This window comes from Cupriavidus sp. 05T41 (assembly GCF_056396525.1).
In genome coordinates, this window is sequence record NZ_JBFTLQ010000095.1 from 1 (window position 1) to 26,546 (window position 26,546).

A 26,546-nucleotide genomic window follows, 5' to 3' on the forward strand; every position below is an offset into this window, starting at 1 on the left:
GGCCAGCGGCGCCGCCACCGCTCCCGTCGCGCCGGCCAGCGCGAACAGCGCGAGGCCGTGGCTGTCCAGCGCGAACGGCGGCTGGGCCAGCCGCAGCGCCACCGCGGTCCAGAACGCGCTGAACGCCGCCATCGACAGCGCCGCCGTCAGCGCGTGCTGGCGCAGCACGCGCTGGCCGCGCAGCAGATGCCACATCGAGCCGATCAGGGCGGCGTAACGGTGGCCGCCATCCGGCTGGCGGCGCGGCAGCCAGCGCAGCAGCACCGCCGCCAGCAACGCGTCCAGGCCCGCCAGCACGGCGTAGCACGTGCGCCAGCCGCCGGCGCCGGCCAGCAGGCTGGCCAGCGGGCGCGATAGCAGGATGCCCAGCATCAGCCCGCTCATCACATTGCCCACCGCGCGCCCGCGCTGCGCCTCGGGCGCCATCAGCGCGGCCAGCGGCACCAGCATCTGGATGGCGCAGGATGCCGCGCCGGCCGCCCACACCGCCACGAAGAACACCGTGCCTGACCAGGCCGATGCCGCCAGCGCCAGCATCGCCGCGCACAGCAGCAGGGTGCCGGCCACCAGGCGGCGGTTCTCGAACAGGTCCGCCAGCGGCACCACCAGCAGCAGGCCCGTGGCGTAGCCGAGCTGCGGCAGCGTCGCCACCAGCCCGCGCCACGCGGGCGGCAGGCCGAGCGCGGCGCCGACCGGGCCGGTCAGCGGCTGGGCGGCGAACAGGTTGATGACCATCACGCCGACGGCGGCGGCAAAGAACAGCGTCAGCGGGCCGGTCAGCCGGGGCAAGGCGGGGGTGGCGGTCGCCGTGGCCGGCGCGTCGGGCGATTCGATCATGGAGGCGGGGCAAGACATGACATCTCCGGCGGTGGCGCTTGCCAGCGCGCCATCCGGCGTGGCGCCGGGCGGTCGGCAAGCTCGAGCAGCCAATGCTAGGATCACGGCATCCATGCGGCAATTGAAATATCTGGATAATCTTTATGCGAATTTGTTTGGGCATCCGGTATTGCGCGCCGGACCACGTTCCTTGCCCTCTCCGTCCTCCTCGCTCGCCTCGTCCTGGACCCCGCCATGAACACGCGTGACATAGAAGCCTTTATCGCCGTGGTGGAAGCGGGCTCGATGGTCCGGGCCGCCACCCGCCTGCACCTGACCCAGCCGGGCCTGACGCGCCGCGTGCAGAGCCTGGAGGCCCTGATCGGCGTGGCCCTGCTGGACCGCCAGGCCAAGCCGCTGCGGCCGACGGCCGCCGGAGAGGAAGTCTACGAACTCGGCAAGCGCGTAATGCTGGCCACCGATGACCTGATGTCGCGCGCCGCGCGTGGCGCCGAGGTCGTGGGCGAACTGCGCCTGGGGGTGCCGCCCTTCCTCTCGGACATGGCGCTGGACCGCCCCATCGACCGCCTGCGCGAGCAGTTTCCCCGGCTCACCGTGCGCGTGACGGCGGGTTGGTCGCCGGGTTTGCTGGAGCAGGTGGAAGCTGCGCGCATCGATGCCGCCGCGCTGCTGCTGCCCGAAGGCGTGATGCCGCCGGCCCATCTCACGGCGCGCGAACTGGGCCGCTACACCACGCTGGTGGTGGCCGCGCGCGACGTGGCGGTGCCCGCGGGCGGCGTGAGCCTGCGCGAGTTGTCCGCGCATGCGTGGGTGCTCAACCAGGACGGCTGCGGCATGCGCTCGGCGCTGCGCCACGCGCTGGACGCCGCGCACCTGCCCTTCAACGTGGCGGTGGAAGCGTTCGGCGCGGAGTTGCAGCTGTCGCTGGTGGCGCGCGGCATCGGCATCGGCGCGGTTACGCCGGAGGTGCTGGCGCGCAGCGCGCATCGCGACGCGGTGCAGGTGATCGGCGTGCGCGACTTCCAGGCCGGCCTGACCGCGTGGCTGCTGCACGCGCCGTTGCCGCGCCGGCTGGGCGCGCCCGTGGGGCTGCTGTTCGACGCCTTGCGCGAGGAGATCGCCGCGGCAGCCACGGCAGTGGCGCACGAGGAAAGCGGGCACGATTCCGGCGCCGCCTGACCGGCCTGCCGCCCCTCCCCGCGGCGGCAGCCTGATGCGGCCTGATGTAGCGCTGATGTAGCGCCGCTGTAGCGCCGAAGCGGCTCAGTCGCGCGCCAGCCCTTCGGCCACCAGCGCCTCATGCACCCCGGGCCGCGCCGCCACGCGCGACAGGTAGGCCTGCAGCGCGGGATACGGGTTGAGTGGCATGTGCAGGATGCTGGCCCAGTTGACGATGGCAAAGCAGTACGCGTCCGCCACGCCGAACTGCTTGCCGGCGAGGTAGTCGCGCGTCGCCAGGTGGCGGTCCAGCTCGGCGAAGCGCAGCGCCAGCTTGGCCTTGCACGCTTCGCGCGTGCTGTCGGCGGTTTCCTTGTGCCACAGCCACGGGCTGAAGACCTTGTGCAGCTCGGTGGAGATCAGCGTGAGCCAGCCTGTCGCCTCCAGCCGCGCCTGCGTGCCGGCGGCCGGCAGCAGCGCGCTGGCCGGCGCGAGGTCCGCCACGTATTGCAGCAGCGAGGTGGCTTCGGTGTGGCGCGAGCCGTCGTCCAGTTGCAGCACCGGCACGTAGCCGCGCGGGCTGACCGCGTAGAAATCGGTGTTGCCATTCTCCGGCTCGGCCAGCTTGTGCGTGGCCAGGTCCACCCTGGCGAGCGTGAAAGGCAGGCCGGCTTCGCGCAGCGCGATATGGACGGCGAGCGAGCAGGCGCCGGGAGTGTAGTAGAGCTTCATCGGGTTTCCTTTGGGTCTTCGGGTTGCCTTCGGGTTTCTCAGGTTCTGGCGCCACAACTTGTCGCGACCGTGCAGGCAGTCTAGGATTGCGCATGTGCAATCGCAATGCGCGCGACTGCAAGTCATGACTGCAGGATTGCAATGGCGGTGCTTATGCCCACTCCCTATCAGCTGTCTTCCCCCGATCTCGACATCGTGCTGGCGCTGGTGCGCTGCTCGACCCTGGCCGAGGCCGGCCGCCGGCTCGGGCTCGATGCCTCCACCGTGTTCCGCGCCTTGCAGCGCATCGAAAAGGGCCTGGGCCGGCGCCTGTTCGAGCGCAGCCGCGCGGGCTACCTCGCCACCGAGCTGGCGCAGCAGTTCGCCCAGCACGCCGAGCGCATCGAGGCCGAGCTGGAAGCGGCCCGCGCGCATGCCTCGGTGACCGCGGGCACGGTGTCTGGGCTGGTGCGCATCACCACCACCGACACCGTGCTGCACGGCATGGTGCTGCCCGCGCTGGCGCCGCTCGGACGCGCCCATCCCGGGCTGAGCTTCGAGCTGATCGCCACCAACGAGCTGGTCAGCCTGACCCGGCGCGATGCCGACATCGCCGTGCGCGCCACGCGCCAGCCGCCCGACCACCTGATCGGCAGGCGCCTTGGTCCCCTGCGCGTGGCGGTGTTCGCCTCGCGCGACCTGCTCGCGGCGGCGGGCGTGAGCGTGCCGGAGGACGGCGCGGGCGTCGATCTCGCGGCGCTCGCCACCTTGCCCTGGGTCGCGCCCGACGAAGCCATGCCCGATCATCCTTCCGTGCGCTGGCGCCGCAAGCACCTGCCGCGCGTGGCGCCGCAGTACCGCGTCAACAGCATCGCCGGCGTGGTCGAGGCCATCGAAGGCGGGCTCGGCGCCGGCATCGTCTCGCTGATGATCGGGCGGCGCAGCGGCAAGCTGGTGGCACTCAGCGGCCCGCTCGACGAATGCGAGACCGACCTGTGGCTGCTGACCCATCCCGAATCGCGCCACCTGCGCCGCATTGCCACCGTGGTCAGCCACCTGGCGGAGCATGTGAGGCTGGACGAATAGGCGCCGCGCAGCGCAAGCCCTGCAGGCCTACGATGCCGCCACCGCGGCAGGAATGGCGCTGGCCAGGAAATCGTAGACGGTGCGGATGCGCGCGCTGCCGCGGATCTCGCGGTGCACGGTGAGCCAGACCGGTAGCGGCGGGATCGGCAGCGCCGGCAGCACGGTGCGCACGCGCGCATCGCCGGCGACGAGATAGCGCGCGGCGAAGCCCACCCCGAGGCCGGCGCGTATCGATTGCCACAGCACGATATCGTCGTCGCTGCGCACGCTGAACGCGTCGCGGGTGATCTCCAGGCCCGTGCCGCGCAGGCCGCGCACGATGGTGTCGTCGCGGTCGTAGCCGATCAGTTCGTGGCGCAGCAGGTCGCGCGCCGTGCGCGGCACGCCCTTGCGGCGCAGATAGTCTTCATGCGCGCAGGCGCACAGCGCCAGCGACGCAACCTTGCGCGCGATCAGCGAGGCCTGGCTGGGCCGCACCATGCGGATGGCAATGTCGGCCTCGCGCCGCAGCAGGTTGCTGACTTCGTTGGACGACACCACCTCGATGGCCAGTTGCGGCTCGCGCAGGCGCAGGTCCGCCAGCAGCGGCGGCAGCAGGTAGCTGGCCACCACGCGGCTGGCCGATACGCGTATGGTGCCGGCGATGCCCGCATCGCTGCCGGCCAGCGCGCGCGCCACCGCGTCGGCGCCTTCCTGCATGGCGCGCGCGTGTCCGGCAATGGCGCGCGCCGCATCGGTGGGCCGCAGGCCGTGGCCCGTGCGCTCGAACAGCGGCACGCCGAGCTGCGCCTCCAGTTGCGCCACATGGCGCCCGAGCGTGGGCTGGCTGCTGGCGAGCCGGCGCGCCGCGCCCAGCAGGCTGCCGCATTCCATCACCGCCAGGAAGGAGCGCATCAGCGTCCAGTCGAATTCATCCGCCACCCGGTTTGCTCCTTGAGCGATGCCGCGCCGCGCCCGGCGACGCTATTCAAAATTGCATTCGCGGATTGCGAAGTCATGCAATTGTGGAGTCATCGCACCCCGCGCACAATAGCCTGCATCGGACCCGGCGGGAGCACGATGCGACCGGCGCAACATGGAGAACGTCATGAGCAAGACCGTGCTGATCCTTGGCGCCAACGGCCGGCTGGGCCGGACCCTGGTGGACGCCTTCGCCGGCGCCGGATGGCAGGTGCTGGCGCAGGCGCGCCGGCCGCTGGCGGGACCGGTGCCGCCGGCGGTGCGGGCGCTGGACTTCGACGTGACGCAGACCGCGCGACTGGCAGCGGCGGCGCACGGCGCCAGCGTGGTGATCAACGCGCTCAACCCGGCCTATACCGAATGGGCGCGGCACGCTGCCGCGCTGGCACGCGCCGCCGAGGAAGTGGCGCTGGCGCTCGACGCCCTGCTGATGTTTCCCGGCAATGTCTACAACTTTGGAGAATCGATGCCGCCGCTGCTGCGCCCGGACACCGCGCAGCGGCCCACCGCACGCAAGAGCAAGATCCGCCACGACATCGAGGCGGCCATGCGCGAACGCACGCCGGCGTTGCGCAGCGTGGTCATCCGCGCCGGCGATTATTTCGGCGGCCCGGGTCGCGGATCATGGATGGACCTGGCGATCGCCAGGTCGCTCGGCCAGGGCAAGGTGGTCTACCCGGGTCCGCGCGACCGCGCACATGCCTGGGCCTACCTGCCGGACCTGGCGCAGGCCTTTGTCGCCGTGGCCACGCGCCACGCGACGCTGCGCGGCCACACGGTGCTGCATTTCGCGGGGCATACCTTGACGGGCGACGAACTGGTGGCCGCGTTGGGCGATGCCGGCGGCCTGCGGCAGCCGCCGCGCGTGGGCGGCATGCCGTGGTGGCTGATCCGCGCCGGCGCCGCGCTGGTGCCGATGTGGCGCGAGCTTGCCGAGATGGCCTACCTGTGGAAGGTGCCGCATGCCATGGACGGCAGCGCGCTGGACGCGCTGGTGGGCGCGCTGCCGCGCACCCCGCTCAGGCAGGCACTGCGCACGAGCCTGGACCAGCTCGGCCTGCGCGCGGCGGCGTAGCGCAAGCGACGCGGGCTCAGTCCAGCATTGCCGCCAGCGTCGGCGGCAGTCCGCGGTTGGGCTTGCGCGGCGGGCGCGCGAAGCTGCCTTCGGTGGCGCCGGCCGGCGCCAGTGCGACCAGGCTTTCGCAATGCCGGATCGCGCTCGATACGCCGTCCACCACCGGCACCGGGATGCGGTCCTTGAGCGTGCGCGCCAGCCCCGCCAGCGGCGCGCCGGCCACGATGATCACGTCGGCGCCGTCCTCGCGCACGGCCTGCAGGCTCAGTTCTTCCAGCCGCGCGGCGTGGTCCTCCTGCACGCTGCCGATATCGCGCAGCGGTTGCTGCAGCGAACGCACGCTGGCCAGCCGCGAGGACAGGCCATTGGCCGCGACGCACTCGCGGTACCACGCCTCGATACGGTGCGAGATCGCGATGATGGAGAAGCGCTGCCCGAGCAGGCAGGCGCTGGCAAGCGCCGCTTCGGTCATGCCCACCACCGGCACATTGCACAACTCCTTCAGCCCCGCCAGGCCAGGATCGCCGAAGGCCGCCACCACCACGCCGTCGAACTGGCCCTGGTGCGCGGCGACTGCGCATGCGGTGGCGTAGCCGCCCACCAGCGCTTCGAAGCGCGTCTCGATATAGGCCACGCCGAACTGCGCCGTGGCCATCGCCAGGGCCGTGCCGGGCGACGCCGAGCGCGAAGCCTCCGCATGGATCAGCGACGTCACGCTCTCGGAGATATTCGGGTTCACAACAAGAATTCGCATGATGATGCTCGAACAGGGAATACGAAGATCCGACGCCGCCAGGGGCGTCGGCACGACCTCGGGTGCGCGGCCGGCGACGGCTCAGTCCAGCAGCGGCGCGCCGGCTTCGAGGAAGCGGCCGCGGCCGGGTTGCGGCTCGAGATAGACGCCGTCCTCGACCAGCATCTCGCCGCGCGACAGGCAATGCACCGGCCAGCCGGTCACCTCGATGCCTTCGTACGGTGTGTAGTCCACCGCGTGGTGCAAGGCGCTGTTGGCGATGCGCACCTTGCGTTGCGGATCCCACAGCGCGATATCCGCATCGGCCCCCACCGCGATCGTTCCCTTGCGCGGATACAGGCCGTACAGGCGCGCCGGCCGGTAGGAGGTGAGTTCGACGAACTGGTGCAGCGAGAGCTTGCCCCTGGCCACGCCGTCGAACAGCAGCGGCAGGCGCGTTTCGATGCCGGGCACGCCGTTGGGGATGTGGTCGAACGGCTGCGCCTGCCCGCCGAGCTTCTTGCCCTGCGGATCGTCGTAGCTGAACGGTGCGTGGTCCGAGGAAAACACGCTGAACACGCCGTTGACCAGCGCGCGCCATACCGCGGCCTGGTTCTCGGGGTCGCGCGGCGGCGGGCTGCACACGCACTTGGCGCCCTCGTAGCCATCGTCGCCCGGCAGGCCCATGTCCTCGGCGGTGAGGTACAGGTACTGCGGGCAGGTCTCGGCCAGGATCTGCAGTCCCCTGCCCTGTGCCCAGCGGATCTGCTCGATCGCTTCCTTGCCGGACACGTGCACGATCAGGATCGGCACGTCGACCAGTTCGGCGAAGGTGATGGCGCGGTGCGTGGCTTCGCGCTCGACCAGCGCCGGGCGCGCCATGCCGTGGAAGCGCGGCGAGATGCGCCCTTCCCCGACCAGCTTCTCGGTCAGCCACGAGATGCAGTCCGCGTTCTCGGCGTGCACCATCACCAGGGCATTGTTCTGCTTGGCCACGTCTAGCACATCGAGCATCTCGCGGTCGGAGAGCTTGAGGTCGTCGTAGGTCATGTAGACCTTGAACGAGGTGTAGCCCTGGCGGATCAGCGCGGGCAGTTCGTGCTGCAGCACGTGCGGGGTGGGATCGGCCACGATCAGGTGGAAGCCGTAGTCGGCCACGGCGCGGCCTTCGGCGCGGCGGTGGTAGTCGGCCACCGCGGCCTTGAGCGAGCCGCCCTTCTCCTGCGCCGCGAACGGGATCACGGTGGTGGTGCCGCCGCATACGGCGGCGCGCGTGCCGGTGAAGAAATCGTCGGCCATGCGCATGCCGTCGGGCATCGGCTGGTCGAGGTGGCAATGGCCGTCCACGCCGCCGGGCAGCGCGAGCAGGCCGCTCGCATCCAGTTCGCGCGCGCCGCGCGGCAGGCCGCTGCCGAGCATGGCGATGCGGCCGTCGCGCACGCCGATGTCGCAGGTGAAGCGGTCGGCGGCCGTGACCACGTCGGCGTTGCGGATGACCAGGTCGAGTGCGGTTTCCATGGTTTCTCCTGTCTTACTGGACTTCGGCGAACAGGCGACCCCATCCGCGCAGCTCGCGCGTATCCACGCCGGCCAGCCGCAGCGATTTCCACACGACGGTGGAGATGGTGTCGTAGACGGGGATGCCGGTCTCGGCTTCCAGTTCCTGCGCCAGGTGCGCGGCGCGCAGATTGGTGCAGAACGTGGTGATGGCGGCGGGCTTGTGCTGCGCCACTTCGCGCACCATGCGGCGGATGGTGTCCTCCTCGACCTCGGCGAAGCTGTAGTTCACGTGCAGGTCCAGGTGCCGCTCGGCGGTGCAGCGCAGTCCGTGGCGCTCGTAGTTCTGCCTGATGCGCTGCTGCACGTCGTCGAGATACGGCGTGACCAGGCCAAAGTCCTGCGCGCCGGTCTTCTTCAGGATTTCGTTGAGCGCCAGCACCGAGGTGGTGGCGGGGATGCCGGTGGCTTCGGTGATCTGGCGGCACAGCGCTTCGTCCTTGTCGAAGCCGAGCCAGCCGGACGAGGTGCCGTTCCAGGCGATCACGTCGACGCGCGCGTCCGCCAGCAGCCTGGCCGCGCCGATGATCTTGTCGAGATCGAACTGGCCCAGCGCCTGGTCGCGCAGCGAGATCTCGGTGACGGTGAAGCGCGAGAAATGCGCGCTGACGTTGGGCAGGCCGCTCACCATCGCGCTGGTGATGGGTTCGAGCGCCGTGTTGGAGGACGGCGTGAGCATGCCGAGCAGGGTACGTTTGGTCATGTCGGGTTTTCGCTTCAGGAGTTGGCGCGGCCCTGGCGCGCGTCGATGCGGCGCGCCGGGCCAAGCTCGTTATCGTGGATGGATGGCGGGCGCGCTGCTCAGACCGGCAGCTTCTTCTCGTAGTCGATCGCGGTGGACGACAGCAGCAGGCCCACGCCGGCGGCGGCGAAGAACATCAGCGCCAGGAAGTAGGAGCCGGTGAACTGCACGATCATGCCGACGATGATGGGCACGGAGATGCCGCCGATATTGCCGCCCAGGTTCATGATGCCGCCCAGCACGCCCACCTTGTCGCGGGTGCCCAGGATCGACGGGATGCACCAGAACAGGCCGCACCAGCGCAGGAAGAACAGGGTGGAGGAGAGCAGCGCCACGACGACGACCGGGTCCTTCACGTAGGCCACGGAGAAGATCGAGACCGTGGCGACCACCGCGGCGATGCCGAACAGCGTGCGCATCACGCGGTTGGGCCTGCCGCCCGCGGCTTTCCACTTGTCGGCGATCCAGCCGCCGACCAGCTCGCCGACGAAGCCCGAGAAGAAGATGATGAAGCTGGCGCCGCCCATCTGCTTGATGTCGAAGCCGTGCACCTTGTTCAGGTAGTTCGGCATCCAGGTCAGCAGGCCGTAGAACACGCTGTTGAAGCACATCCAGCCGATCGCCATGCACCACACGGAGCGGTACTTGAAGAAGTCCAGCGAACGGCCCGACAGGTTGGCCGGCTCGGCGCGATGTTCGGCGGCCTGGGCCTCCTCGATATAGCGCGCTTCCAGTTCATTGACGCCACGATGCTCGCGCGGCGAGTTGCGCACGTAGTGCCAAGCCCACAGGCCGGCCAGCACGGTGCCTACGCCGGCCACGATGAAGGACAGCCGCCACGAGCCAAGCACGGTGATCAGCCACGTGATGATGACGGCACCGAGCGCGGCGCCCAGCGGCGCGCCGCCGTCGAGCAGGGTGGCGCCGCGGCCGCGTTCGTTCTGCGTCATCCAGATCGCGTTGAGCTTGCCGCCGGCCGGGTAGATCGGCGCTTCGGCCGCGCCCAGGCCCAGGCGGGTCAGCAGCAGCGAGGTGGCACTGGTGCAGAACGCCGCGGCCGCCTGGGACAGGCCCCAGAACACGGTGGCGATGGCGATCACGATGCGCGGCTTGTACTTGTCCGCCAGCATGCCGCCGGGGATCTGCATGAGCGCGTAGGTCCAGAAGAAGGAGCTGAGGATCAGGCCCTGCATGGTGGGGCTGAGGTCGAACTCCTTGGCGATCAGCGGCATCGCCACCGACAGCGACGCGCGGTCGATGTAGTTGATGGCGATGAGGAACAGCATCATCAGGAAAATCTTCCAGCGCACGGAGCTCTTCGTCTCCGTTAGCGCCGCGGCCCGGCTTGTCGTTTGCATGACGCGTGTCTCCTTTGAGGAATTTTAGAAGTCGTTCCGGAAAGCGTCCGGCGAGCGTGCCCGGCGCGTGGCCGGGGCTTGCTCCGCTGCTTTCCGAAACGACCTCCGAGGCGGTTTGAATTCGTGTGTCGCGCAACCGGCTGGAGTATAGGATACGTAATCTGTAATTACAACTCTTGTAAGTCGTTGATTTTATTATGATGCAAACGCACAATTTCGGTGTGTGATAGCCTTGTTGTGGTGCATGTTCCCCATCCCGGTGATGTCTGTGACTCAAACGCTGCCTAAATCCACGCGCCTGCGCACGCTCGGCATGTCGGCCGAAATTGCTGCCCGCCTGCGCACCATGATCGAAGAAGGGGAGATGCCGCCGGGTGCGCGCATCGACGAGCGCGCCTTCTGCGAGATGTTCGATGTCTCCAAGACGCCACTGCGCGAGGCGCTCAAGGTGCTGGTGTCGGAAGGGCTGGTGCTGCACCGGCAATACATCGGCTACCGCGTGGCGGCGCTGGACCTGGACGAACTGCGCGCCACCTTCGAGACGCTGCACGGGCTCGAGGCCACCGCCGGCGAACTCGCCGCGACGCGGCTGTCGGATGCCACGATGGCGCGCCTGGAGCGCAAGCACCAGGCCATGCTCGACGCGCACGCAGCGGGCCGGCGCACCGAGTACTTCCGCACCAACCAGGAGATCCACCAGCTCATCATCGACGGCGCCGCCAACCCGGTGCTGGCCGGCATCTACGCCATGCTGATGAGCAAGGTCCACCGCGCGCGCGGCGCCGCCAATGCGGATATGCTGCGCTGGCAGGAATCGCACGAGGAGCACGAGGCCATCATGTCCGCGCTGCGCGAACCCGGCCGCCCACGGCTGGCGCAGGTGCTGCGCGGGCATTCCGAGAACACCGCCAAAGAAGTCCTGACCGTGGTCGCGCGGACCCTGTCCGAGCCCGCGCACCGCTTAGCCACCGAAGCCAAGGGGAAACGATGAAACTAGTACGTGTAGGCAAGCCGGGCGCAGAACGTCCGGGACTGATCGACAAGGAAGGCCGCGTGCGCGACCTGTCCGGCGTGATCGACGGCGTGGGGCCGCAGCAACTGTCGGCCGAGGCGCTGGCCAGGCTGGCCGCGCTGGACCCGGCCACGCTGCCGGTGGTGCAGGGCGGGCGCTTCGGCGTGCCCTGGACCGGCATCGGCAAGATCGTGGCCATCGGCCTGAACTACGCCGACCACGCCGCCGAGGCCGGCATGCCGCTGCCGGCCGAGCCCATCGTCTTCCTCAAGGCCAACAGCTCGCTCAACGGCCCCGACGATGCGGTGATGCTGCCGCGCGGCTCCGAGAAGAGCGACTGGGAAGTGGAACTGGGCGTGGTGATCGGCACGGCCGCGCGCGACGTCTCGCGCGAGCAGGCGCTGTCCCACGTGGCCGGCTACTGCGTGGTCAACGATGTCTCCGAGCGCGAGTTCCAGCTCGAACGCGGCGGCACCTGGGACAAGGGTAAGGGCTGCGATACCTTCTGCCCGGTCGGCCCGTGGCTGGTCACGCGCGACGAAGTGGCCGACCCGCAGGCGCTCGGCCTGTGGCTGGACGTCAACGGCGAGCGCGTGCAGAAGGGCAGCACCGCCACCATGGTGTTCGACGTGGCCACGCTGGTGAGCTATGTCAGCCGCTTCATGACGCTGCATCCCGGCGACCTGATCTGCACCGGCACGCCGCCGGGCGTGGGCATGGGCTTCAAGCCGCCGCGCTTTCTCAAGGCTGGCGACACCATGCGGCTGGGCATCGACGGGCTGGGCGAGCAGACCCAGGCGGTGGTGGCGTACGCCAAGGGGTAAGCGTCACGCGAAGTGCGAGGAAAAGGCGGCCGGCAACGGCCGCTTTTTTTTGCGCCCGGGCTCCGCCCGGACGCGGCTTGTACCGCGGGCGATACCTGCCGGCACGAATGCGGCGAAGCGCGCAGAAGGCGGGGGACTGTGATCCCCGTCGCCGCGTCGAGTTCCCCCTGTGATCCCGGCGTGCGCGGACCGTCCCCCGTTCGCAACACTTGTTGCCCGATTTCGCTACAAAGGGTTAAACCGTTTGCGCTCAGTGCTTAGCGTGAAATACTGTTTTCTATACGCTTAGAAAAAACGAGCACTGCCATGTCAGAACACGCCCCCGAATTGATGGAGTCGTTGCTTTCAGACTCCCCCGCAAGTCCTTCTCTCAAGCCTTTTGCCTTCCGCCTTGCGCGCTTGTGCGAGCTGGCCGATACGGCCGACAGCCGCGCCGAGCTGGAAGCCATCCGTCACACCATCCACCAGCATCCGGAACTCGCCTTCGACGAAGTGCGCACCGCCGAACTGGTCGCCAGCCAGCTCGAGGGCTGGGGCTACGAGGTGACGCGCCATGTGGGCGGCACCGGCGTGGTCGGCCGCCTGCGCCAGGGCGACAGCCCGCGCACCGTCGGCGTGCGCGCCGACATGGATGCGCTGCCCATCCACGAGCGCACCGGCCTGCCTTATGCGAGCCTCAACGCCGGCAAGATGCACGCGTGCGGGCACGACGGCCACACCACCGTGCTGCTGGGCGCGGCGCGCCAACTGGCGCGCACGCGCAACTTCAACGGCACCGTGCACCTGATCTTCCAGCCCGCCGAGGAGATCGGCGCGGGCGGCGGCGCCGAGCGCATGCTGGCCGACGGCCTGTTCGAGCGCTTTCCGTGCGATGCGATCTTCGGCCTGCACAACCACCCGGGCGTGGAGGCCGGCACCTTCATGTTCCGCACCGGCCCCTTCATGGCCGCCTGCGATACGGTCTCCATCACCATCCGCGGCAAGGGCGGCCATGCCGCGCGCCCGCACCAGGCGATCGACCCGATCCTGGTGGCCGGCAGCCTGGTGATGGCGCTGCAGAGCATCGTGGCGCGCAATATCGACCCGAACGAAACCGCGGTGGTCACCATCGGCACGCTGCACGCCGGCCACGCGCCCAACGTGATCCCCGAAAGCGCCAAGCTGGAACTGAGCGTGCGCTCCTTCAGCCCGGACGTGCGCCGCACTCTGGAGGCGCGCATCACCAAACTGGTGACCTCCCACGTGGACGGCTACGGCGCCACCGTGGAGATTGACTACATCCGCGGCTACCCGGTACTGGTCAACAGCGAGCGCGAGACCGAGTTCGCGCGCCAGGTCGCCGAGGAACTGGTCGGCCCGGACAAGGTGGTGGGGCACTTCCCGCAGATCGCCGGCAGCGAGGACTTTGCCTATTTCCTGCAGCAGCGCCCGGGCTGCTTCGTGCGCATGGGCAATGGCGTGGGGCAGCCGCTGCTGCATAACGCCGGCTACGACTTCAACGACGAGAACCTGACGGTCGGCGCGGCGTACTGGACGCGGCTGGTGGAGCGGTATCTGGCCTGACGGCGGCATGTCCGGTGCCGGGGCGCTGGTCGGGGCGCGGTATCGGTGTCGGTATCGGTAGCGGCCCGGCCCGGCCTGGGCTGGCATCCCGGCGGCATTGCGCCGCGCGAGCTTTGACCGGTTTCGGCCAATTTCGCAATTAACGGCCGTACCTGCATCAGCGGCCGCCGGGAGCACAGCCGCAACCGCAACCGCAACCGCAACCGCAACCGCAACCGCAACCGCAACCGCAGCCGCAGCCGCAACCGCAACCGCAGCCGCCTATCTGAAGAAGGTGCTCGGTGGCACGCCGAACTGCTTGCGGAACATCGTCGAGAACGCGCTCGGGCTGTCATAGCCCAGGTCCAGCGCCACATCCACCACCTTGGCCCCTGCGGCCAGCCCCTCCAGCGCCGCCAGCAGCCGGGCCTGCTGCCGCCATTGCCCGAACGTCATCCCGGTCTCGCGCGCGAACTTGCGCTGGATGGTCTTGGGGTCGAGGCCCAGCCGCCCGCCCCATTCCGCCAGCGTGAGCGCCGTATCCGGCGCGCCGACGATGGCATCGCAGATCTCGCGCAGGCCGGGATCGGCCGGGCGCGGCAGGTGCAGGGGCAGGGTGGGCACCAGCATCACTTCGTCCAGCAGCAGGCGCATCAGGCGGCCATCGCGCGATTCGGCCGCGTAGGGGGTGGGAATGTCGATGGCAGCGAGGATCAGTTCCCGCAGCAGCGGGCTGATGCCGAGCACGGTGCAGCGCGTGGGCAGGTTGGCGGCCGCGTCGGGCCGGATATAGGCGGTGCGCATGCGTACGTGGCCCACCATGCGGATCCAGTGCACGGTGCCGCCAGGCATCCACATGCCGCGCGTGGGCGGGACGATCCACTGGCCCTCGGCGGTGGCGACCACCATCACGCCGTGCACGGCGTGGATCAGCTGCGCGTGGGGATGCTGGTGCGGCTTGGTGACATGGCTCGGCAGGTAGTCGGCCGCCATGGCGGTGACGGGCATGGGGCCGCGGTCGTAGCGCAGGTAGGCCGGCGCGGCGCTGTAGGTGTCGGCGCGGTCTTCGGCGTGGGCCGGGACGAGGGGTGGTATGGCCGGTGCGCCACCTGTACGCGGGCGAGCGGGGGACGCGGCGCGGGGCGGGCGGGGAGGCTGGCCGGTGGCGGGACGTGGCATGTCCTTTTCTCCAAGGTTCCGGCCCTATTCTCGCAGGACAGGCGCAGTCGCGCCAATTAGCATGGCTGCCAGATTCCCGTATTGTTTTTCTTCCAGCCCCCGATTCCATCATGAGCAGCCGCATCGACACCGCGCCAGGCGGCGCGACCGCCTCGCCGCAGGGCCAGGCGCAGCCTCTACACAGTACCCAGTCCGCGGAGCGGACCGGTTTCCGCGTACTGTCGGCGATCAGCTTTTCGCATTTCCTCAACGACATGATCCAGTCGCTGATCCTGGCCATCTATCCGATGCTCAAGGGCGGCTTCAACCTTAGTTTCACGCAGATCGGCCTGCTGACGCTGACGTACCAGATCACGGCGTCGCTGCTGCAGCCGGTGGTCGGCCTGTACACCGACAAGCATCCCAAGCCGAAGTCGCTGCCGATCGGCATGGGCTTCACGCTGTGCGGCCTGTTGCTGCTGTCGGTGGCGCCCACTTACGGCGTGCTGCTGGTGGCGGCCGCGCTGGTGGGCACGGGTTCGTCGATCTTCCACCCGGAATCATCGCGGGTGGCGCGCATGGCCTCGGGTGGCCAGCACGGCCTGGCGCAGTCGATCTTCCAGGTCGGCGGCAATGCCGGCAGCGCGGCCGGGCCGCTGCTGGCGGCGTGGATCGTGCACCAGCAGAGCAGCGTGGCGTGGTTCTCGCTGGCCGCGCTGCTGGCGATCGCCGTGCTGTGGCAGATCGGCGGCTGGTACGGCCGCGAGCTGGCCCACACCGCGCGCAAGCGCAAGGCCGTCTCCACCGCCGCGCCGCTGCCGCGCAGCACCGTGGTGCGCGCCATGATCGTGCTGATGGTGCTGGTGTTCTCCAAGTACTTCTACATGGCGAGCCTGAACACCTACTACACCTTCTACCTGATGGAGCGCTTCGGCCTGGAGCGCCAGAGCGCGCAGATCTACCTGTTCGCCTTCCTGTTCGCGGTGGCGGCCGGCACCATCCTGGGCGGCCCGATCGGCGACCGCATCGGCCGCAAGCGCGTGATCTGGGCGTCGATCCTGGGCGTGGCGCCGTTCACGCTGATGCTGCCGCATGCCAACCTGTTCTGGACCGGCGTGCTGTCGTTCATCATCGGCTTTATCCTGGCCTCGGCGTTCTCGGCCATCCTGGTGTTCGCGCAGGAGCTGATCCCCGGCAAGGTGGGCATGGTGTCCGGCCTGTTCTTCGGCTTTGCCTTCGGCATGGGCGGCATCGGCGCCGCGGTGCTGGGCACGCTGGCGGACGCGCAAGGCATCCAGGCCGTCTACCGGCTGTGCGCCTTCCTGCCGCTGCTGGGGCTGCTGGCGGTCTTCCTGCCCGACCTGGGCGGGCGCAAGAAACCGGCCTGACGCTAGCCGGCCGGGGTCCGGTTCCCACCGGGCCGGCCGCTGCGTGGCCGACGCCACGCAGCGCGGGCTTCACTGCGCACGCTGCACTTCCTACACTGGCATGCGCATGCGCGGGGATACGGGCGGAGATTCGGGCCGGTCGTGCAGGTTGCACCCCGGCCGCACCGGTTGTCCTGCCGCGCTCCTGCCTGCGGGAGATGCAGGCGAGAAACGTGCCAGCCCCTTGCGGGGGCCGGCATCCGCGGCAAGGCCGGCGCGTGGACCGGCGCGCCGGCTCAGTTCCCGGTCTTGTCCTGCGAGACGTCCATGATCATGCGCGTCAGCAGGTACAGGCGCGGCGTGACCGAGTTGAGGTCGACGTATTCGGCGTCGTTCGAGTGCGCGCCGAAGCCGCGCAGGCCGAAGCGCTCGATCACCGGCGCCTTGGTGGCGGCCGCGGCGAAGGCGGCATCGGTGCCGCCGCCTTCGGCGGTGTCGTAGACCGCCAGCTTCTCGCCGATCTCGGCATACACGCCTTGCGCGTGGGCGGCCAGCTTGCGTGCCGCATCGGTGACCTCGAGCGGCGGGCGGCGGCGCTCGAACTTGACCTCGACCTTGGTGTCGTGGATCAGTTGCTTCTTGACGCGCTCCTGCAGCGTGCGCTCCAGGCCGTCGTAGTCGGCGGTGCGCAGCACGCGCACGTCGGCCTGCGCCGTGGCAATGGCGGGAATCACGTTGCGGTTGGAGCCGGCCGAGGAGATCGTCCAGTTCACCTTGAGACCGGTGTCCGGGTTGGACAGGTCGCGCATCTGCAGGATCTGGTGGGAGAGTTCGTACAGCGCGTTGCGGCCCTGCTCGGGCGAGCTGCCGGCGTGCGAGGACTTGCCGTGCACGGTCAGCGAGATCGCGCCGATGCCGCTGGTGGCCAGCGACAGGCGGTCGCCGGTCACGCGCGTGGCCTCGCACGAGAACACCGCGTCCTGCTGGCTGCCCATCTTGGTCAGCATGGCGCGCGCGCCCGGCGAGCTGATTTCCTCGTCGCCGTTGATCAGCACCGTCAGGGTGCCGTAGTCCTTGAAGCCCATCTTCTGCAGGATGGCCACGGTGTGCAGGATCACCGCCACGCCGTTCTTGTCGTCGGCGATGCCCAGGCCGTAGGCGCGCTCGCCGTCGATGCGGAACGGCTGCTGCGCCAGCATGCCGCGCAGGTAGACCGTGTCCATGTGGCCGATCAGCATGATGTTGCGCTTTCCCGTGCCCTTGAACTGCGCCATCACCATCTTGCCCACCTGCTTGGGCGTGTCTTCCATGCGGTAGACCTCGGTGGGCTCGATCAGCTTCGCGTCGCCGCCCATGGCCGAGAGCCGGTCGCGGATCAGCGTGGCGATGCGGTCCAGGCCTTCGATGTCCTTGCTGCCGGACTCGATCGAGACCAGGTCCTTGAGCGTGGCGATCAGCGCGGGCTTTTCCTGCTGCGACAACTGGTAGGCCGGCTCGACCGGCGCGGCCTGCGCGGCACCGGCGCAGAGGAGGGCGGCGAGCATGAGGGCGGGTGCGCTGGCGCGCGGGCGGAAATGCGGGGGCATGCGGGTGTCTCCGGAAATACGGTGGGGGGAAGGTGAAATGGATCGAAAGCGATGGAGGGCGATGGAAAGCGGTGGCGATGCGGTCAAAGGGCAGTGTGGATCGCAGGCTTCGTGCCAGTGCCGGCGCCGATGCGGCGGATACCCTATTCGCCGGGCGGCTCGAAGCCCTGCAGCCAGCGCCGCAGCAGGCCGGCGAGCTGCTTGCGCTCGGCGGCCGTGAGGCGCGCCAGCAGGCGGTGCTCGTTGGCCACGTGGACCTCCACCGCGTGGTCGATGCGGCCGCGGCCCTCGCCTGTCAGCTCGATCAGCAGCCCGCGCCTGTCGTCCGGATTCGGGCAGCGGCGCACCAGGCCGGCGCGTTCGAGATGGTCGATGCGGTTGGTCATGGTGCCCGAGGTGATCATCAGCGAGTCGATCAGCGCGCCCGGCGAGAGCGCATGGGGCGGTCCCGAGCGGCGCAGCGTGGCCAGCACGTCGAACTCCCAGCTGTTCAGGCCGACGGGCGCCAGCGCGGCTTCCACGGCGCGGTCGGTATGGCGCGCCAGGCGCCAGACACGGCCGATGATGCCCATCGGCGAGGCGTCGAGATCGGGGCGCTCGCGTGCCCACTGGGCGAGGATGCGGTCGACGCGGTCGCCGTCCGCGGCAGGGTCCGGCTCGCCCATGCTTGCGGGATGCAGCGCGGGCGCGTCTTCCTTGCCGGCGCTGCGAGGCGCGGCAGGGGGTGTGGCCTTGGGTTTGCCGCGGGTGGCCATGGGATGTGTATTGCGATTTGCGATTGATGCGGATGGCAAGAATCTTGACATCAAGCCTTTCACTTCGTAAAGTGGATTTTATCTTGATATCAAGATTCTTCTTGTGAAGAAGAGTTGCCACGGAGGCCAGCCGCATGAAGCCCGACGCACCGCCCCTTCCGATCACTCCGATCACTCCGATCACTCCGATAGCCCCGCCCGTCCCACCGGCGCAGGCGGCATCCCCCGCGGCGCCTGCCATGCCGGCACTCGCCGCGATTTCCCGGCAGGGGCGGGTACGCGCGGCCGACGTGCTGCTGACCGCTTCCGCCCCGCTGGTCTGGGGCAGCACCTACCTCATCACCAGCCAGTGGCTGCCGCCCGGCCAGCCACTGCTGTCCGGCGTCATCCGCGCGCTGCCGGCGGGGCTGGCCATGCTGGCCTGGGGCCGGCAACTGCCGTCCGGCGGCTGGTGGTGGAAGGCGGCGGTGCTGGGCGTGCTCAATATCGGCTTGTTCCAGGCCATGCTGTTTATCGCGGCCTATCGCCTGCCGGGCGGGGTGGCGGCCACCGTGGGCGCGATCCAGCCGCTGCTGGTGGTGGCGCTGGCATGGCTGCTGCTCGGCGCGCGGCCGCACCTGGCGGCGTGGCTGGCGGGGTTTGGCGGCATCGGCGGCGTGGCCCTGCTGGTGCTCGGGCCGGCCGCCAGGCTCGATGCGGTGGGCGTGGCGGCGGCAGCTGCCGGGGCGGTGTCGATGGCGCTCGGCACGGTGCTGGCCAAGCGCTGGCGCCCGCCGGTCTCGCCGCTGGTGCTGACCGCGTGGCAGCTGACCGCCGGCGCGCTGTTCCTGCTGCCCTTCGCACTGGCGTTCGAGACGCTGCCGGCACGGCTGACGCTGCCCAATGTGCTGGGCTACGCGTGGCTGTGCATCGCCGGCGCCGGTATCAGCTACGCGCTGTGGTTCCGCGGCATCGGGCGGCTGCCCACGGCGGCGGTGTCGGCGCTCGGCCTGCTGAGCCCGGTGAGCGCGACCGTGCTCGGCTTCGCGGTGCTCGGCCAGACCTTGAGCGCGGCGCAGATGGCGGGCGCGCTGCTGGTGCTGGCCAGCGTGTGGCTGGGCCAGCGCGCGCCGTCCGCGCAGCCGCGGTGAACGCGCCGGGATGAATGGCGCGCCGTTTTTGCGGCATCATGGCGGGCATGACGTCTGTTGTGCCTCCCCCCCTCCCTTCCCGGCCCCCGCCCGCGCGCCCCGCCCGGGCCGCCTGCGGCCACTGCCTGGCGCTGGCCGCGGATTCGCGCCGCCGCGAGCCGCACGAGCGCCTGGCGCTCAAGCACACCGCGCCGCTGGTAAGCCAGAGCGCCGCCGGCGTGCCATTCAGCATGCTTACCTTCACCTGCCGCGAGTGCGGCACCGTGTGGCACCTCTATGACCGCGCCAACGAGCTGTTCGTGTCGTGGGTGCCCGAATGTGCCCTGGTGGCGGGACCAGGCACGGGCGGTGACGCATCCCCGATCGGATAAACTCCGCCTTCGTCTCTTACCGTCCCTGCCGTTTCCCCGCCAATGTCCGTTTCCCGCCGATTTCCCTTGCTGGCCGCCGCGCCCGTGTTTGCCGCCGCCGTGGCGAGCCTGTCTGCCGTGCCCGCCCGCGCCGCCGACGCATATCCCTCGCGTCCGATCCGCCTGATCGTGGCCTACCCCACCGGCGGCATCAGCGACGCCGTGGCGCGCGCGCTCGGCGAGCGCCTGTCGGCGCAGATGGGCGGCTCGGTGGTGGTGGAGAACAAGGCCGGCGCCGGCGGCAGCATCGGCATCGACGCCGTGGCCAAGGCCGCGCCGGACGGCTACACGCTGGGCTTCGCCTCGACCAGCCCGCTCACGCTCAACCCGCACGTGGGCCACGTCAACTACGACCCGCAGCGCGATATCGCGCCGGTGATGAGCGTGATGTACTCGCCGGTGCTGCTGGTGGCCACCCAAAGCTTCGCCGGCAAGACTTTCCAGGACCTGCTGGCGCAGGCCAAGGCCCGGCCCGGCTCGGTGCGCTGGGCCACCTCCGGCCTCGGCACGGTCGGCCACGTGATGCTGGAGCAGGTCAAGTCCAGGGCCCAGGCCGACCTGACGCTGATTCCCTACAAGGGCGCGGGCCAGCAGATGAACGACGCGCTCGGCGGGCAGTTCGAGGTGATGAGCACCAACGCCAGCCCGGTGCTGACCCAGCACATGCAGGCTGGCCGCCTGCGTGCGCTGGCGGTGGGCGCGCCCAAGCGCATCGCCTCGATGGCCAATGTGCCGACACTGGCCGAGCTGGGCTATCCCAAGGCCAACCTGACCTCGACCTTCGGCATCTTCGCGCCGGCGCACACGCCGCCGGCCATCATCGCCAGGCTGAATACCGAGCTGAACAAGGCCCTGGCCGAGCCCGAGGTGCGCGAGCGCCTGCTCAAGGGCGGCGAGGTGCCCACCGGCGGCACCGCCGCGCAATTCGCCGCGGCAATCCGCGCTGAGTACGACGACAACGCCCGCATCGTGAAGGAAGCCGGCATCAAGGCCGAGTAAGCAGCCATATCGGGACGACCGGTCCTGGCGTCGTTGCGCGGCGCGCGGCATGCGCGTGCCGCCCGCGGCCGCGTGACTGGCCAGGACCGCCTCGCGCCGTCCCGGGCGCCCGCCGGGCGCGTCCGCTCAGCCCGGCTCGACCAGGTCGAGCCGGCAGCCGGTGGCGTAGACCGATGACAGCCGCACGCCATTGCGCGGCTCCAGCGCCAGCTTGGTGCGCACGCGCGACAGATGGCTGTCCAGCGTGCGCGACGCCGGCGGCATCGCACGCCGCCACACGGCCTGCTCGATGGTCTGGCGCAGCAGCAACTGCCCGGCATGCCGGAACAGCAGTGCCGCCAGCTCGAATTCCTTGGGCGCCAGCCTGACCTGGCGCTCGTTGACGAAGACGCGCCGCTCGGCCAGCGCCAGGCGGTAGGGCCCCAGCGTCAACTCGCTGCGGGCCTGCACCACCGGCACGCGGCGCAGCAGCGCCCGCACGCGCGCCGCCAGCTCCGCGCGGCGGACCGGCGCCGGCAGCACGGCATCGGCGCCGAGCGCAAAGCAGTCGGCGATATGCGCATCGCCGTCCTGAGCGCTCAGCAGCATCACCGGCAGTTCCTCGCCCAGGGTGCGCCGCACCCACAGCAGGACATCCCGCGCCGAGATGCCGGGGATCTCCCACGTCATCAGCAGCAGCGCGTAAGGCTCGCTGCGCAGCGCCTGCATCAGCGCGCCGCCCTCGCGAAAGCGCCGCGAATCATGCCCGCTCAGCGTGAGTGCCTGCTCCAGCAGGATGGCCCGGGCCGGATCGTCCTCCAGTACGGCGATTCGCATGCAGTCCTCTCCTCGTGGTGATGTGCGGTGATGGCCGCCGCCGCGGGCTTGCGCGGCGAAGGCCGTGCGGGAAATCTTAGCGTCGCCCCGGGGCGCGGCGGATGTGCCGGCGCGTTGCCCGCCGTCGAATGCGAAAACTCTCACGTGCCCGCGCGCGGCCGGGGCATCTAATTCCGGAAGCCCCGCATCGTCGGGTCGTCCCCCGGGGTGAAATCCCCCCGAAACAACGCGAGACCGGCCAAATACCATGGGAATGAAGATCGCTTCACTGGAAGACCAGCCCGCCGAGGCAGCCCTGATCCGGCAGATCCTCGGCGAGGCGGGCCATGAGTGCATGACCTTCTCGCGCAGCCGCGAGATGCTGCTGCGCCTGCGCGAGGAAAACTTCGACCTGCTGCTGCTCGACTGGCACATGCCCGATCTCTCCGGCAAGGAGGTGCTGACCTGGGTGCGGGCCAACCTGGACCGCCGCGTGCCGGTGATGTTCGTGACCGGCCGCACGGCCGAGGAAGACATCGTCGACGGCCTCGCCACCGGCGCCGACGACTACATGCTCAAGCCGGTGCGGCGCGGCGAGCTGCTGGCGCGCACCGAGTCGCTGCTGCGGCGCGCCTATCCGGAGCCCGGCGGCGGTGGCGCGCGCGTCGCGCTGGCCGGCTACCTGTTCGATTGCGCCGCGCGCACGGTGGTCCACCGGGCCACGCCGCTCAGGCTTACGCCCAAGGAGTTCGACCTCGCCGTGCTGCTGTTCCGCAACGAAGGGCGCATCGTGTCGCGCGACCATATCGTGGCGGCGGTGTGGGGGCGCGAGATCTCGCCGCTGTCGCGCACCATCGATACCCACATGTCGCGCGTGCGCAGCAAGCTGGGCCTGACCCCGGAGCACGGGCTGCGCCTGCTGCCCGTCTACACGCATGGCTACCGGCTCGAACTGACGCCGGCGGCCGCATGATGGCCTGGCTGGGCCGGGAGGCCGTGCGCATGGCGCGCTGCCTGCTGGCGGCCGCGCACCGTCTCGAACGGCTCGGGGAGCTTGTCTCCGGGAGGGCGGGAGGCACGCCCGCAAAATCCGCGCAGGCCCGGTACGACGAAGCGGCGCAGGCATCCTGGCAGATCATCCGGCACGGCCTGTCGCACGACCTGCGCACGCCGCACAGCGCGATCCTGGCGCTCGTGGAGCTCAGGCTCGCTGCGCCGCCGCTGCTGACATCCGGGGAATTCGCCGCGCAGGCCGCCGGCTGCGCCAGGGCCTCGCTGCGCCTGGTCGACGATCTCGCGCGGCTGCTGCGCGAGCTGCAGCATGACTACCGCATGGAGCGGCTGGAGTGGAATGCGCTGGCGGGCCCGGCGGCGCAGGCGGCCTGGAACGCGGAACAGCCCGGCCGGCATATCGTGCTCTCGCCGCTGCCGCAGGAGGTTGCGGTGCATGGCGACCCTGCCATGCTGTCCGAACTGCTGCGCGTGCTGATGGCACTGTCGCTGGATGCCGCCCGCGAGGGCTCGCCGGCGCGGCTGCACCAGCGCATCTGCGGGGGCGTCTGCCGGCTGTCCGGGACGCGCATCGCCGAGGCCGGTGACGCTGGCGGTGCCGGTGCAGCGGATGCCGGTGCCATGCAGTTCTGCAAGCGGGTGCTGCTGCGCCACGGCGGCCTGCTGCGCACGGAAACCGACGCCTGGCATATCGAGCTGCCCATGCTGCCGTAGAAAGCAAGAAAGCCCCCGAAGGGGCTTTCTTGCGGTCTGAAGCGCCCCCGCGTGGGCGGGGACGTGCCCGTGAAGGCGATCAGATCAAGCGCAATCAGAAAATGTGGCGGATACCGACAGCTGCGCCGGTCTGATTGTTCTTGCCCGGCAGTTCGGTCTTCGTGCCGCCGGTCAGCTTGTTGTAGTCCACGGTGCCGTAGACCTGGGTGCGCTTGGACAGCGAGTACTCGGCCAGCAGCACGCCGGTGTAGCGGTTGCCCGAACTGTTGGCAACGCCGTTCACGTCCTTGACGTGATCGCCGTAGAACACGCCGGTCAGCGCCAGCGCCGGGGAGACCTGATAGGTCATGCCGAGGTAGCCGATGATGTCCTTGCGCGGGTTGGCAGTGAAGTTGCCGGCCGGCACCGCGTTGATGGAGCCGGCAGCGAGTGCGTCGCCGTTCAGGCTGGCGTCGACCGAACCGGTACGGTCCTTGCCGCCAACGTAGCCGAGGAACACCTTGGCTGCGCCGAAACTGTACTTACCGGCTGCGCCCCACATTTGCTGCTTGTTGCCGTTGGCGTCGCGGGTTTCCTGGTACACGCCGCCGATACCGAACGGACCGAAGGCGTACGCAGCGCGCGTGCCCCAGTATTGCGACGTCGTGAAGCTGCCTGCCTTTTCACCGAAGCCGTAGCTGGCGCCCACGTTCAGGCCGCCGAACTTGCCGTCGTAGCTGACGACGTTGTCGTTACGGAAGTTGGTCAGGAAGAACGGCCAGGCGTTGCCCGTGTAGTTGCCGATGGTCAGCGGGTCGAAGTCGCCGAACAGCGTAAAGCCTTCGGTGTACTGGCGGCCCAGCTTGATGGTGCCGAAATCGCCGGCCAGGCCGACGTAGGCTTGACGGCCGAACAGGCGGTTGCTCTGGTTGGCGCGGCCGGTATCAGGATCGAAGCCGTTTTCCAGCTGGAAGATCGCCTTCAGGTTGTTACCCAGGGCTTCGCTGCCCTTGATACCCCAGCGGCTGTTGGTGATGGCGCCGTTGGTCAGCTGGAACAGGTTATCGTTGGCGCCGTTCGAGTTGCTGGTGTAGCGGATGCTCTGGTCAACGATACCGTACAGGGTGACGGAGGATTGTGCGTACGCGCTGCCGGCCAGCAGCGTGCCAATTGCAAGGGTCAGGGCTGATTTCTTCATAGTGCTCCTTTTCTGTTCTGTCGTGTCCGCGGCCGGATCGCGGCGGCGGACGAGTTTACGTTTCGTGTAAACGCCGCGAAAATTTAACAAAACAGAAAAGATTAAGACACTAATCAACGTTGCAGAACGCCCACAGACTTGCAAATGGTGCATAAAGCGTTGTGGCGCCGCGACAATTTCTCAATTTAGTGCGTCGCCGCATGACGTTGGCGCTACCTGTCAACCCTACCGCCAAAGGGGCGCGCGCAAGCCCCGGAGCGGCGCTTCGCCTAGCCCTGCGGGATCTCGATCTTGACTTCGAGGACCTCCAGGTTGTCCTGGCGCTCCAGGCTCACGCGCAGGTCCTGGTCACTGATTTTCACGTATTTCGAAATCACCGCGACCAGTTCGCGTTGCAGGGCGGGCAGATAGTCGGCCGGCGCCGAATGGCCGGTGCGTTCATGGGCGAGGATGATCTGGAGCCGCTCCTTGGCAACGGAGGCGGATTTCTTTTTCTCGCCGAGCAGGAAGGACAGAATCGACATGATGGCAGGCCCTCCTTACTTGTTGCCGAAGATGCGGGAGAGCAGCCCCGGCTTCTGGTAGTCGGTGAAACGCATCGGCTTGTCCTTGCCGAGGAAGCGGTCGACCACGTCGCCATAGGCGTCGGCCACGTCGCTGCCTTCCAGGTGGATGGCCGGCGTGCCCTGGTTGGACGCATGCAGCACCGCTTCCGATTCCGGCACCACGCCGATCAGCTTGATGCGCAGGATCTCCTGGATATCGGTCAGCGACAGCATTTCGCCGCCATGCACGCGCTTCGGGTTGTAGCGCGTGATCAGCAGGTGTTCCTTGATCGGCTCGCCGCCTTCGCTGGCGCGCTTGGTCTTCGAGGCCAGGATGCCGAGGATGCGGTCAGAGTCTCGCACCGAGGAGACTTCCGGATTGGTCACGACCAGCGCTTCGTCGGCGAAATACATGGCCAGCAGGGCGCCCGACTCGATGCCGGCGGGCGAGTCGCACACGATGAACTCGAAGCCCATGTCGATCAGGCCGTTGATGACCTTCTCCACGCCTTCCTTGGTCAGGGCGTCCTTGTCACGCGTCTGCGAGGCCGGCAGGATGAACAGGTTCTCGCACTTCTTGTCCTTGATCAGGGCCTGGTTCAGGTTGGCTTCGCCCTGTACCACGTTGACCAGGTCGTAGACCACGCGGCGCTCGCAACCCATGATCAGGTCTAGGTTGCGCAGGCCGACGTCGAAGTCGATCACGGCAGTCTTGTGGCCACGCAGGGCCAGGCCGGCAGAGAAGCTGGCGCTGGTGGTGGTCTTGCCTACGCCCCCCTTGCCGGAGGTCACAACGATGATTTTTGCCATGGCTCTTGGATCCAGTAATGGTTGAAGCTTGCGCTGCTGTGGTCGGTGCTCTGCGGCGGTGTTACTTCATCCGGAGCGGTTCGAGGATCAGTTTTTCCCCGGCCAGCCTTACCTGGGCGGGCTTGCCCAGCACATCGGCGGGCAAGGACAGTTCGCCGGTGCGGTAGATGCCGGCGATGGAAAGCAGTTCGGGCTCCAGGCAGGTGCAGAAGATGCGCGCCTGCGCGTCGCCCTTGACGCCCGCCAGCGCGCGGCCGCGCAGCGGGGCATAGATATGGATGTTGCCTTCGGCGATGACCTCGGCGCCGTAGCTGACCAGGTCGAGGATCACCACGTCGCCGGCGGCGTAGATCTGCTGGCCCGACCGCAGCGGCTTGTCGATCAGCAGGGTGGGCACGCTGCGCGCGGCGGCTTGCGCCACGGTGGCGGCCACCGCCTCGGCCGTAGCCGCCGCCGGGGCCGCCCCGGGAGCCGGCTCGGCCGGGGCTTGCGCC

General features: G+C 69.2%; 27 protein-coding genes. 12 read left to right on the forward strand and 15 right to left on the reverse strand.

Annotated features, from left to right (window positions below; genetic code table 11):
• On the reverse strand, positions 1–855 hold an 855-nt coding region (locus tag AC1DKV_RS34645), incomplete at its 3' end, for an MFS transporter (protein WP_477139121.1).
• Between the two features lie 216 nt (positions 856–1,071).
• On the opposite strand from AC1DKV_RS34645, the gene AC1DKV_RS34650 reads away from it, so the two are divergent.
• Positions 1,072–2,016: a LysR family transcriptional regulator gene (locus AC1DKV_RS34650; protein ID WP_441650267.1), complete on the forward strand. Its 945-nt coding sequence runs from the start codon at positions 1,072–1,074 to the stop codon at positions 2,014–2,016.
• 84 nt (positions 2,017–2,100) lie between these two features.
• Here AC1DKV_RS34650 and gstA read toward each other — a convergent pair whose 3' ends face one another.
• On the reverse strand, positions 2,101–2,727 hold the full coding sequence (gene gstA, locus AC1DKV_RS34655; protein WP_441650268.1) for a glutathione transferase GstA: 627 nt from the start codon (positions 2,725–2,727) through the stop codon (positions 2,101–2,103).
• Positions 2,728–2,880: 153 nt separating this feature from the next.
• Between gstA and AC1DKV_RS34660 the strand changes: the two genes are divergently transcribed.
• On the forward strand, positions 2,881–3,792 hold the full coding sequence (locus AC1DKV_RS34660; protein WP_441650269.1) for a LysR family transcriptional regulator: 912 nt from the start codon (positions 2,881–2,883) through the stop codon (positions 3,790–3,792).
• 27 nt (positions 3,793–3,819) lie between these two features.
• Here AC1DKV_RS34660 and AC1DKV_RS34665 read toward each other — a convergent pair whose 3' ends face one another.
• Positions 3,820–4,713, reverse strand: a complete 894-nt coding sequence (locus AC1DKV_RS34665; protein WP_441650270.1) for a LysR family transcriptional regulator — start codon at positions 4,711–4,713, stop codon at positions 3,820–3,822.
• A 166-nt stretch (positions 4,714–4,879) separates the two neighbouring features.
• On the opposite strand from AC1DKV_RS34665, the gene AC1DKV_RS34670 reads away from it, so the two are divergent.
• Positions 4,880–5,827 carry an NmrA family NAD(P)-binding protein gene (locus AC1DKV_RS34670; protein WP_477139122.1) on the forward strand — a complete coding sequence of 316 codons (948 nt, stop codon included), beginning with the start codon at positions 4,880–4,882 and terminating at the stop codon, positions 5,825–5,827.
• Between the two features lie 16 nt (positions 5,828–5,843).
• Here AC1DKV_RS34670 and AC1DKV_RS34675 read toward each other — a convergent pair whose 3' ends face one another.
• The 4 genes from AC1DKV_RS34675 to AC1DKV_RS34690 form a co-directional block, all read right to left on the reverse strand.
• Positions 5,844–6,581 (reverse strand): aspartate/glutamate racemase family protein, encoded by a 738-nt coding sequence (locus tag AC1DKV_RS34675; protein WP_441650272.1) that lies wholly within the window; start codon positions 6,579–6,581, stop codon positions 5,844–5,846.
• A gap of 81 nt (positions 6,582–6,662) precedes the next feature.
• The gene (gene hydA, locus AC1DKV_RS34680; RefSeq protein ID WP_441650273.1) at positions 6,663–8,078 is read right to left on the reverse strand and encodes a dihydropyrimidinase; all 1,416 of its coding nucleotides are present in this window, start codon (positions 8,076–8,078) and stop codon (positions 6,663–6,665) included.
• Positions 8,079–8,091: 13 nt separating this feature from the next.
• Positions 8,092–8,820, reverse strand: a complete 729-nt coding sequence (locus tag AC1DKV_RS34685; RefSeq protein WP_441620071.1) for a maleate cis-trans isomerase family protein — start codon at positions 8,818–8,820, stop codon at positions 8,092–8,094.
• A gap of 98 nt (positions 8,821–8,918) precedes the next feature.
• Positions 8,919–10,217, reverse strand: coding sequence for an MFS transporter (locus AC1DKV_RS34690; protein ID WP_441650274.1), 1,299 nt, complete (start codon positions 10,215–10,217; stop codon positions 8,919–8,921).
• A 262-nt stretch (positions 10,218–10,479) separates the two neighbouring features.
• On the opposite strand from AC1DKV_RS34690, the gene AC1DKV_RS34695 reads away from it, so the two are divergent.
• From AC1DKV_RS34695 to AC1DKV_RS34705, 3 genes are all read left to right on the forward strand, one after another.
• Positions 10,480–11,208: a GntR family transcriptional regulator gene (locus tag AC1DKV_RS34695; protein WP_441650275.1), complete on the forward strand. Its 729-nt coding sequence runs from the start codon at positions 10,480–10,482 to the stop codon at positions 11,206–11,208.
• A complete protein-coding gene (locus AC1DKV_RS34700; protein WP_441650276.1) occupies positions 11,205–12,053 on the forward strand; it encodes a fumarylacetoacetate hydrolase family protein in 849 nt (282 codons plus the stop codon). The genes AC1DKV_RS34695 and AC1DKV_RS34700 overlap by 4 nt, the downstream gene beginning before the upstream one ends.
• A 306-nt stretch (positions 12,054–12,359) precedes the next feature.
• Positions 12,360–13,616, forward strand: a complete 1,257-nt coding sequence (locus AC1DKV_RS34705) for a M20 aminoacylase family protein (RefSeq protein ID WP_441620064.1) — start codon at positions 12,360–12,362, stop codon at positions 13,614–13,616.
• A 261-nt stretch (positions 13,617–13,877) separates the two neighbouring features.
• Here AC1DKV_RS34705 and AC1DKV_RS34710 read toward each other — a convergent pair whose 3' ends face one another.
• Complete coding sequence (locus AC1DKV_RS34710; protein ID WP_441650277.1) at positions 13,878–14,774, reverse strand: AraC family transcriptional regulator; 897 nt, start codon at positions 14,772–14,774, stop codon at positions 13,878–13,880.
• Positions 14,775–14,884: 110 nt separating this feature from the next.
• Here AC1DKV_RS34710 and AC1DKV_RS34715 point away from each other — a divergent pair, with 110 nt between their 5' ends.
• Positions 14,885–16,141 (forward strand): MFS transporter, encoded by a 1,257-nt coding sequence (locus tag AC1DKV_RS34715; RefSeq protein ID WP_441620060.1) that lies wholly within the window; start codon positions 14,885–14,887, stop codon positions 16,139–16,141.
• Between the two features lie 275 nt (positions 16,142–16,416).
• Here AC1DKV_RS34715 and AC1DKV_RS34720 read toward each other — a convergent pair whose 3' ends face one another.
• Both AC1DKV_RS34720 and AC1DKV_RS34725 read right to left on the reverse strand, forming a co-directional pair.
• Positions 16,417–17,706, reverse strand: a complete 1,290-nt coding sequence (locus tag AC1DKV_RS34720) for a M20/M25/M40 family metallo-hydrolase (protein WP_441620058.1) — start codon at positions 17,704–17,706, stop codon at positions 16,417–16,419.
• A gap of 143 nt (positions 17,707–17,849) precedes the next feature.
• Positions 17,850–18,371, reverse strand: a complete 522-nt coding sequence (locus AC1DKV_RS34725) for a MarR family winged helix-turn-helix transcriptional regulator (RefSeq protein WP_441650283.1) — start codon at positions 18,369–18,371, stop codon at positions 17,850–17,852.
• A gap of 329 nt (positions 18,372–18,700) precedes the next feature.
• Between AC1DKV_RS34725 and AC1DKV_RS34730 the strand changes: the two genes are divergently transcribed.
• Genes AC1DKV_RS34730 through AC1DKV_RS34740 form a run of 3 tightly spaced genes read left to right on the forward strand, consistent with a single transcriptional unit; the run spans position 18,701 to position 21,000 of the window.
• Positions 18,701–19,591, forward strand: coding sequence for an EamA family transporter (locus tag AC1DKV_RS34730; protein WP_441650278.1), 891 nt, complete (start codon positions 18,701–18,703; stop codon positions 19,589–19,591).
• Between the two features lie 38 nt (positions 19,592–19,629).
• Positions 19,630–19,962: a hypothetical protein gene (locus AC1DKV_RS34735; RefSeq protein WP_441650284.1), complete on the forward strand. Its 333-nt coding sequence runs from the start codon at positions 19,630–19,632 to the stop codon at positions 19,960–19,962.
• Between the two features lie 42 nt (positions 19,963–20,004).
• Entirely contained in the window at positions 20,005–21,000 is a 996-nt protein-coding gene (locus tag AC1DKV_RS34740; protein WP_441650279.1) for a Bug family tripartite tricarboxylate transporter substrate binding protein, read from the forward strand.
• Positions 21,001–21,126: 126 nt separating this feature from the next.
• Here AC1DKV_RS34740 and AC1DKV_RS34745 read toward each other — a convergent pair whose 3' ends face one another.
• Positions 21,127–21,816, reverse strand: a complete 690-nt coding sequence (locus AC1DKV_RS34745; RefSeq protein ID WP_441650280.1) for a response regulator transcription factor — start codon at positions 21,814–21,816, stop codon at positions 21,127–21,129.
• 253 nt (positions 21,817–22,069) lie between these two features.
• On the opposite strand from AC1DKV_RS34745, the gene AC1DKV_RS34750 reads away from it, so the two are divergent.
• Both AC1DKV_RS34750 and AC1DKV_RS34755 read left to right on the forward strand, forming a co-directional pair.
• The gene (locus AC1DKV_RS34750; protein WP_441650285.1) at positions 22,070–22,768 is read left to right on the forward strand and encodes a response regulator transcription factor; all 699 of its coding nucleotides are present in this window, start codon (positions 22,070–22,072) and stop codon (positions 22,766–22,768) included.
• Entirely contained in the window at positions 22,765–23,520 is a 756-nt protein-coding gene (locus AC1DKV_RS34755; RefSeq protein ID WP_441650281.1) for a histidine kinase, read from the forward strand. Before AC1DKV_RS34750 ends, AC1DKV_RS34755 begins: the two co-directional genes overlap by 4 nt.
• Positions 23,521–23,614: 94 nt before the next feature.
• On the opposite strand, the gene AC1DKV_RS34760 is transcribed toward AC1DKV_RS34755, so the two are convergent.
• The 4 genes from AC1DKV_RS34760 to minC form a co-directional block, all read right to left on the reverse strand.
• Positions 23,615–24,697 carry a porin gene (locus tag AC1DKV_RS34760; RefSeq protein ID WP_441620049.1) on the reverse strand — a complete coding sequence of 361 codons (1,083 nt, stop codon included), beginning with the start codon at positions 24,695–24,697 and terminating at the stop codon, positions 23,615–23,617.
• A gap of 269 nt (positions 24,698–24,966) precedes the next feature.
• Positions 24,967–25,221, reverse strand: a complete 255-nt coding sequence (gene minE, locus AC1DKV_RS34765; protein ID WP_006164360.1) for a cell division topological specificity factor MinE — start codon at positions 25,219–25,221, stop codon at positions 24,967–24,969.
• Positions 25,222–25,236: 15 nt separating this feature from the next.
• Entirely contained in the window at positions 25,237–26,052 is an 816-nt protein-coding gene (gene minD, locus AC1DKV_RS34770; RefSeq protein ID WP_441620047.1) for a septum site-determining protein MinD, read from the reverse strand.
• Positions 26,053–26,113: 61 nt separating this feature from the next.
• On the reverse strand, positions 26,114–26,546 hold a 433-nt coding region (gene minC / locus AC1DKV_RS34775; protein ID WP_477139123.1), incomplete at its 5' end, for a septum site-determining protein MinC.

Coding starts and splice junctions, on each gene's coding strand:
- AC1DKV_RS34650 (WP_441650267.1), top strand. CDS start 1,072: ATGAACACGCGTGACATAGAAGCCTTTATCGCCGTGGTGGAAGCGGGC.
- gstA (WP_441650268.1), bottom strand. CDS start 2,727: ATGAAGCTCTACTACACTCCCGGCGCCTGCTCGCTCGCCGTCCATATC.
- AC1DKV_RS34660 (WP_441650269.1), top strand. CDS start 2,881: ATGCCCACTCCCTATCAGCTGTCTTCCCCCGATCTCGACATCGTGCTG.
- AC1DKV_RS34670 (WP_477139122.1), top strand. CDS start 4,880: ATGAGCAAGACCGTGCTGATCCTTGGCGCCAACGGCCGGCTGGGCCGG.
- AC1DKV_RS34675 (WP_441650272.1), bottom strand. CDS start 6,581: ATGCGAATTCTTGTTGTGAACCCGAATATCTCCGAGAGCGTGACGTCG.
- hydA (WP_441650273.1), bottom strand. CDS start 8,078: ATGGAAACCGCACTCGACCTGGTCATCCGCAACGCCGACGTGGTCACG.
- AC1DKV_RS34685 (WP_441620071.1), bottom strand. CDS start 8,820: ATGACCAAACGTACCCTGCTCGGCATGCTCACGCCGTCCTCCAACACG.
- AC1DKV_RS34690 (WP_441650274.1), bottom strand. CDS start 10,217: ATGCAAACGACAAGCCGGGCCGCGGCGCTAACGGAGACGAAGAGCTCC.
- AC1DKV_RS34695 (WP_441650275.1), top strand. CDS start 10,480: ATGTCTGTGACTCAAACGCTGCCTAAATCCACGCGCCTGCGCACGCTC.
- AC1DKV_RS34700 (WP_441650276.1), top strand. CDS start 11,205: ATGAAACTAGTACGTGTAGGCAAGCCGGGCGCAGAACGTCCGGGACTG.
- AC1DKV_RS34705 (WP_441620064.1), top strand. CDS start 12,360: ATGTCAGAACACGCCCCCGAATTGATGGAGTCGTTGCTTTCAGACTCC.
- AC1DKV_RS34710 (WP_441650277.1), bottom strand. CDS start 14,774: ATGCCACGTCCCGCCACCGGCCAGCCTCCCCGCCCGCCCCGCGCCGCG.
- AC1DKV_RS34715 (WP_441620060.1), top strand. CDS start 14,885: ATGAGCAGCCGCATCGACACCGCGCCAGGCGGCGCGACCGCCTCGCCG.
- AC1DKV_RS34720 (WP_441620058.1), bottom strand. CDS start 17,706: ATGCCCCCGCATTTCCGCCCGCGCGCCAGCGCACCCGCCCTCATGCTC.
- AC1DKV_RS34725 (WP_441650283.1), bottom strand. CDS start 18,371: ATGGGCGAGCCGGACCCTGCCGCGGACGGCGACCGCGTCGACCGCATC.
- AC1DKV_RS34730 (WP_441650278.1), top strand. CDS start 18,701: ATGCCGGCACTCGCCGCGATTTCCCGGCAGGGGCGGGTACGCGCGGCC.
- AC1DKV_RS34735 (WP_441650284.1), top strand. CDS start 19,630: ATGGCGGGCATGACGTCTGTTGTGCCTCCCCCCCTCCCTTCCCGGCCC.
- AC1DKV_RS34740 (WP_441650279.1), top strand. CDS start 20,005: ATGTCCGTTTCCCGCCGATTTCCCTTGCTGGCCGCCGCGCCCGTGTTT.
- AC1DKV_RS34745 (WP_441650280.1), bottom strand. CDS start 21,816: ATGCGAATCGCCGTACTGGAGGACGATCCGGCCCGGGCCATCCTGCTG.
- AC1DKV_RS34750 (WP_441650285.1), top strand. CDS start 22,070: ATGAAGATCGCTTCACTGGAAGACCAGCCCGCCGAGGCAGCCCTGATC.
- AC1DKV_RS34755 (WP_441650281.1), top strand. CDS start 22,765: ATGATGGCCTGGCTGGGCCGGGAGGCCGTGCGCATGGCGCGCTGCCTG.
- AC1DKV_RS34760 (WP_441620049.1), bottom strand. CDS start 24,697: ATGAAGAAATCAGCCCTGACCCTTGCAATTGGCACGCTGCTGGCCGGC.
- minE (WP_006164360.1), bottom strand. CDS start 25,221: ATGTCGATTCTGTCCTTCCTGCTCGGCGAGAAAAAGAAATCCGCCTCC.
- minD (WP_441620047.1), bottom strand. CDS start 26,052: ATGGCAAAAATCATCGTTGTGACCTCCGGCAAGGGGGGCGTAGGCAAG.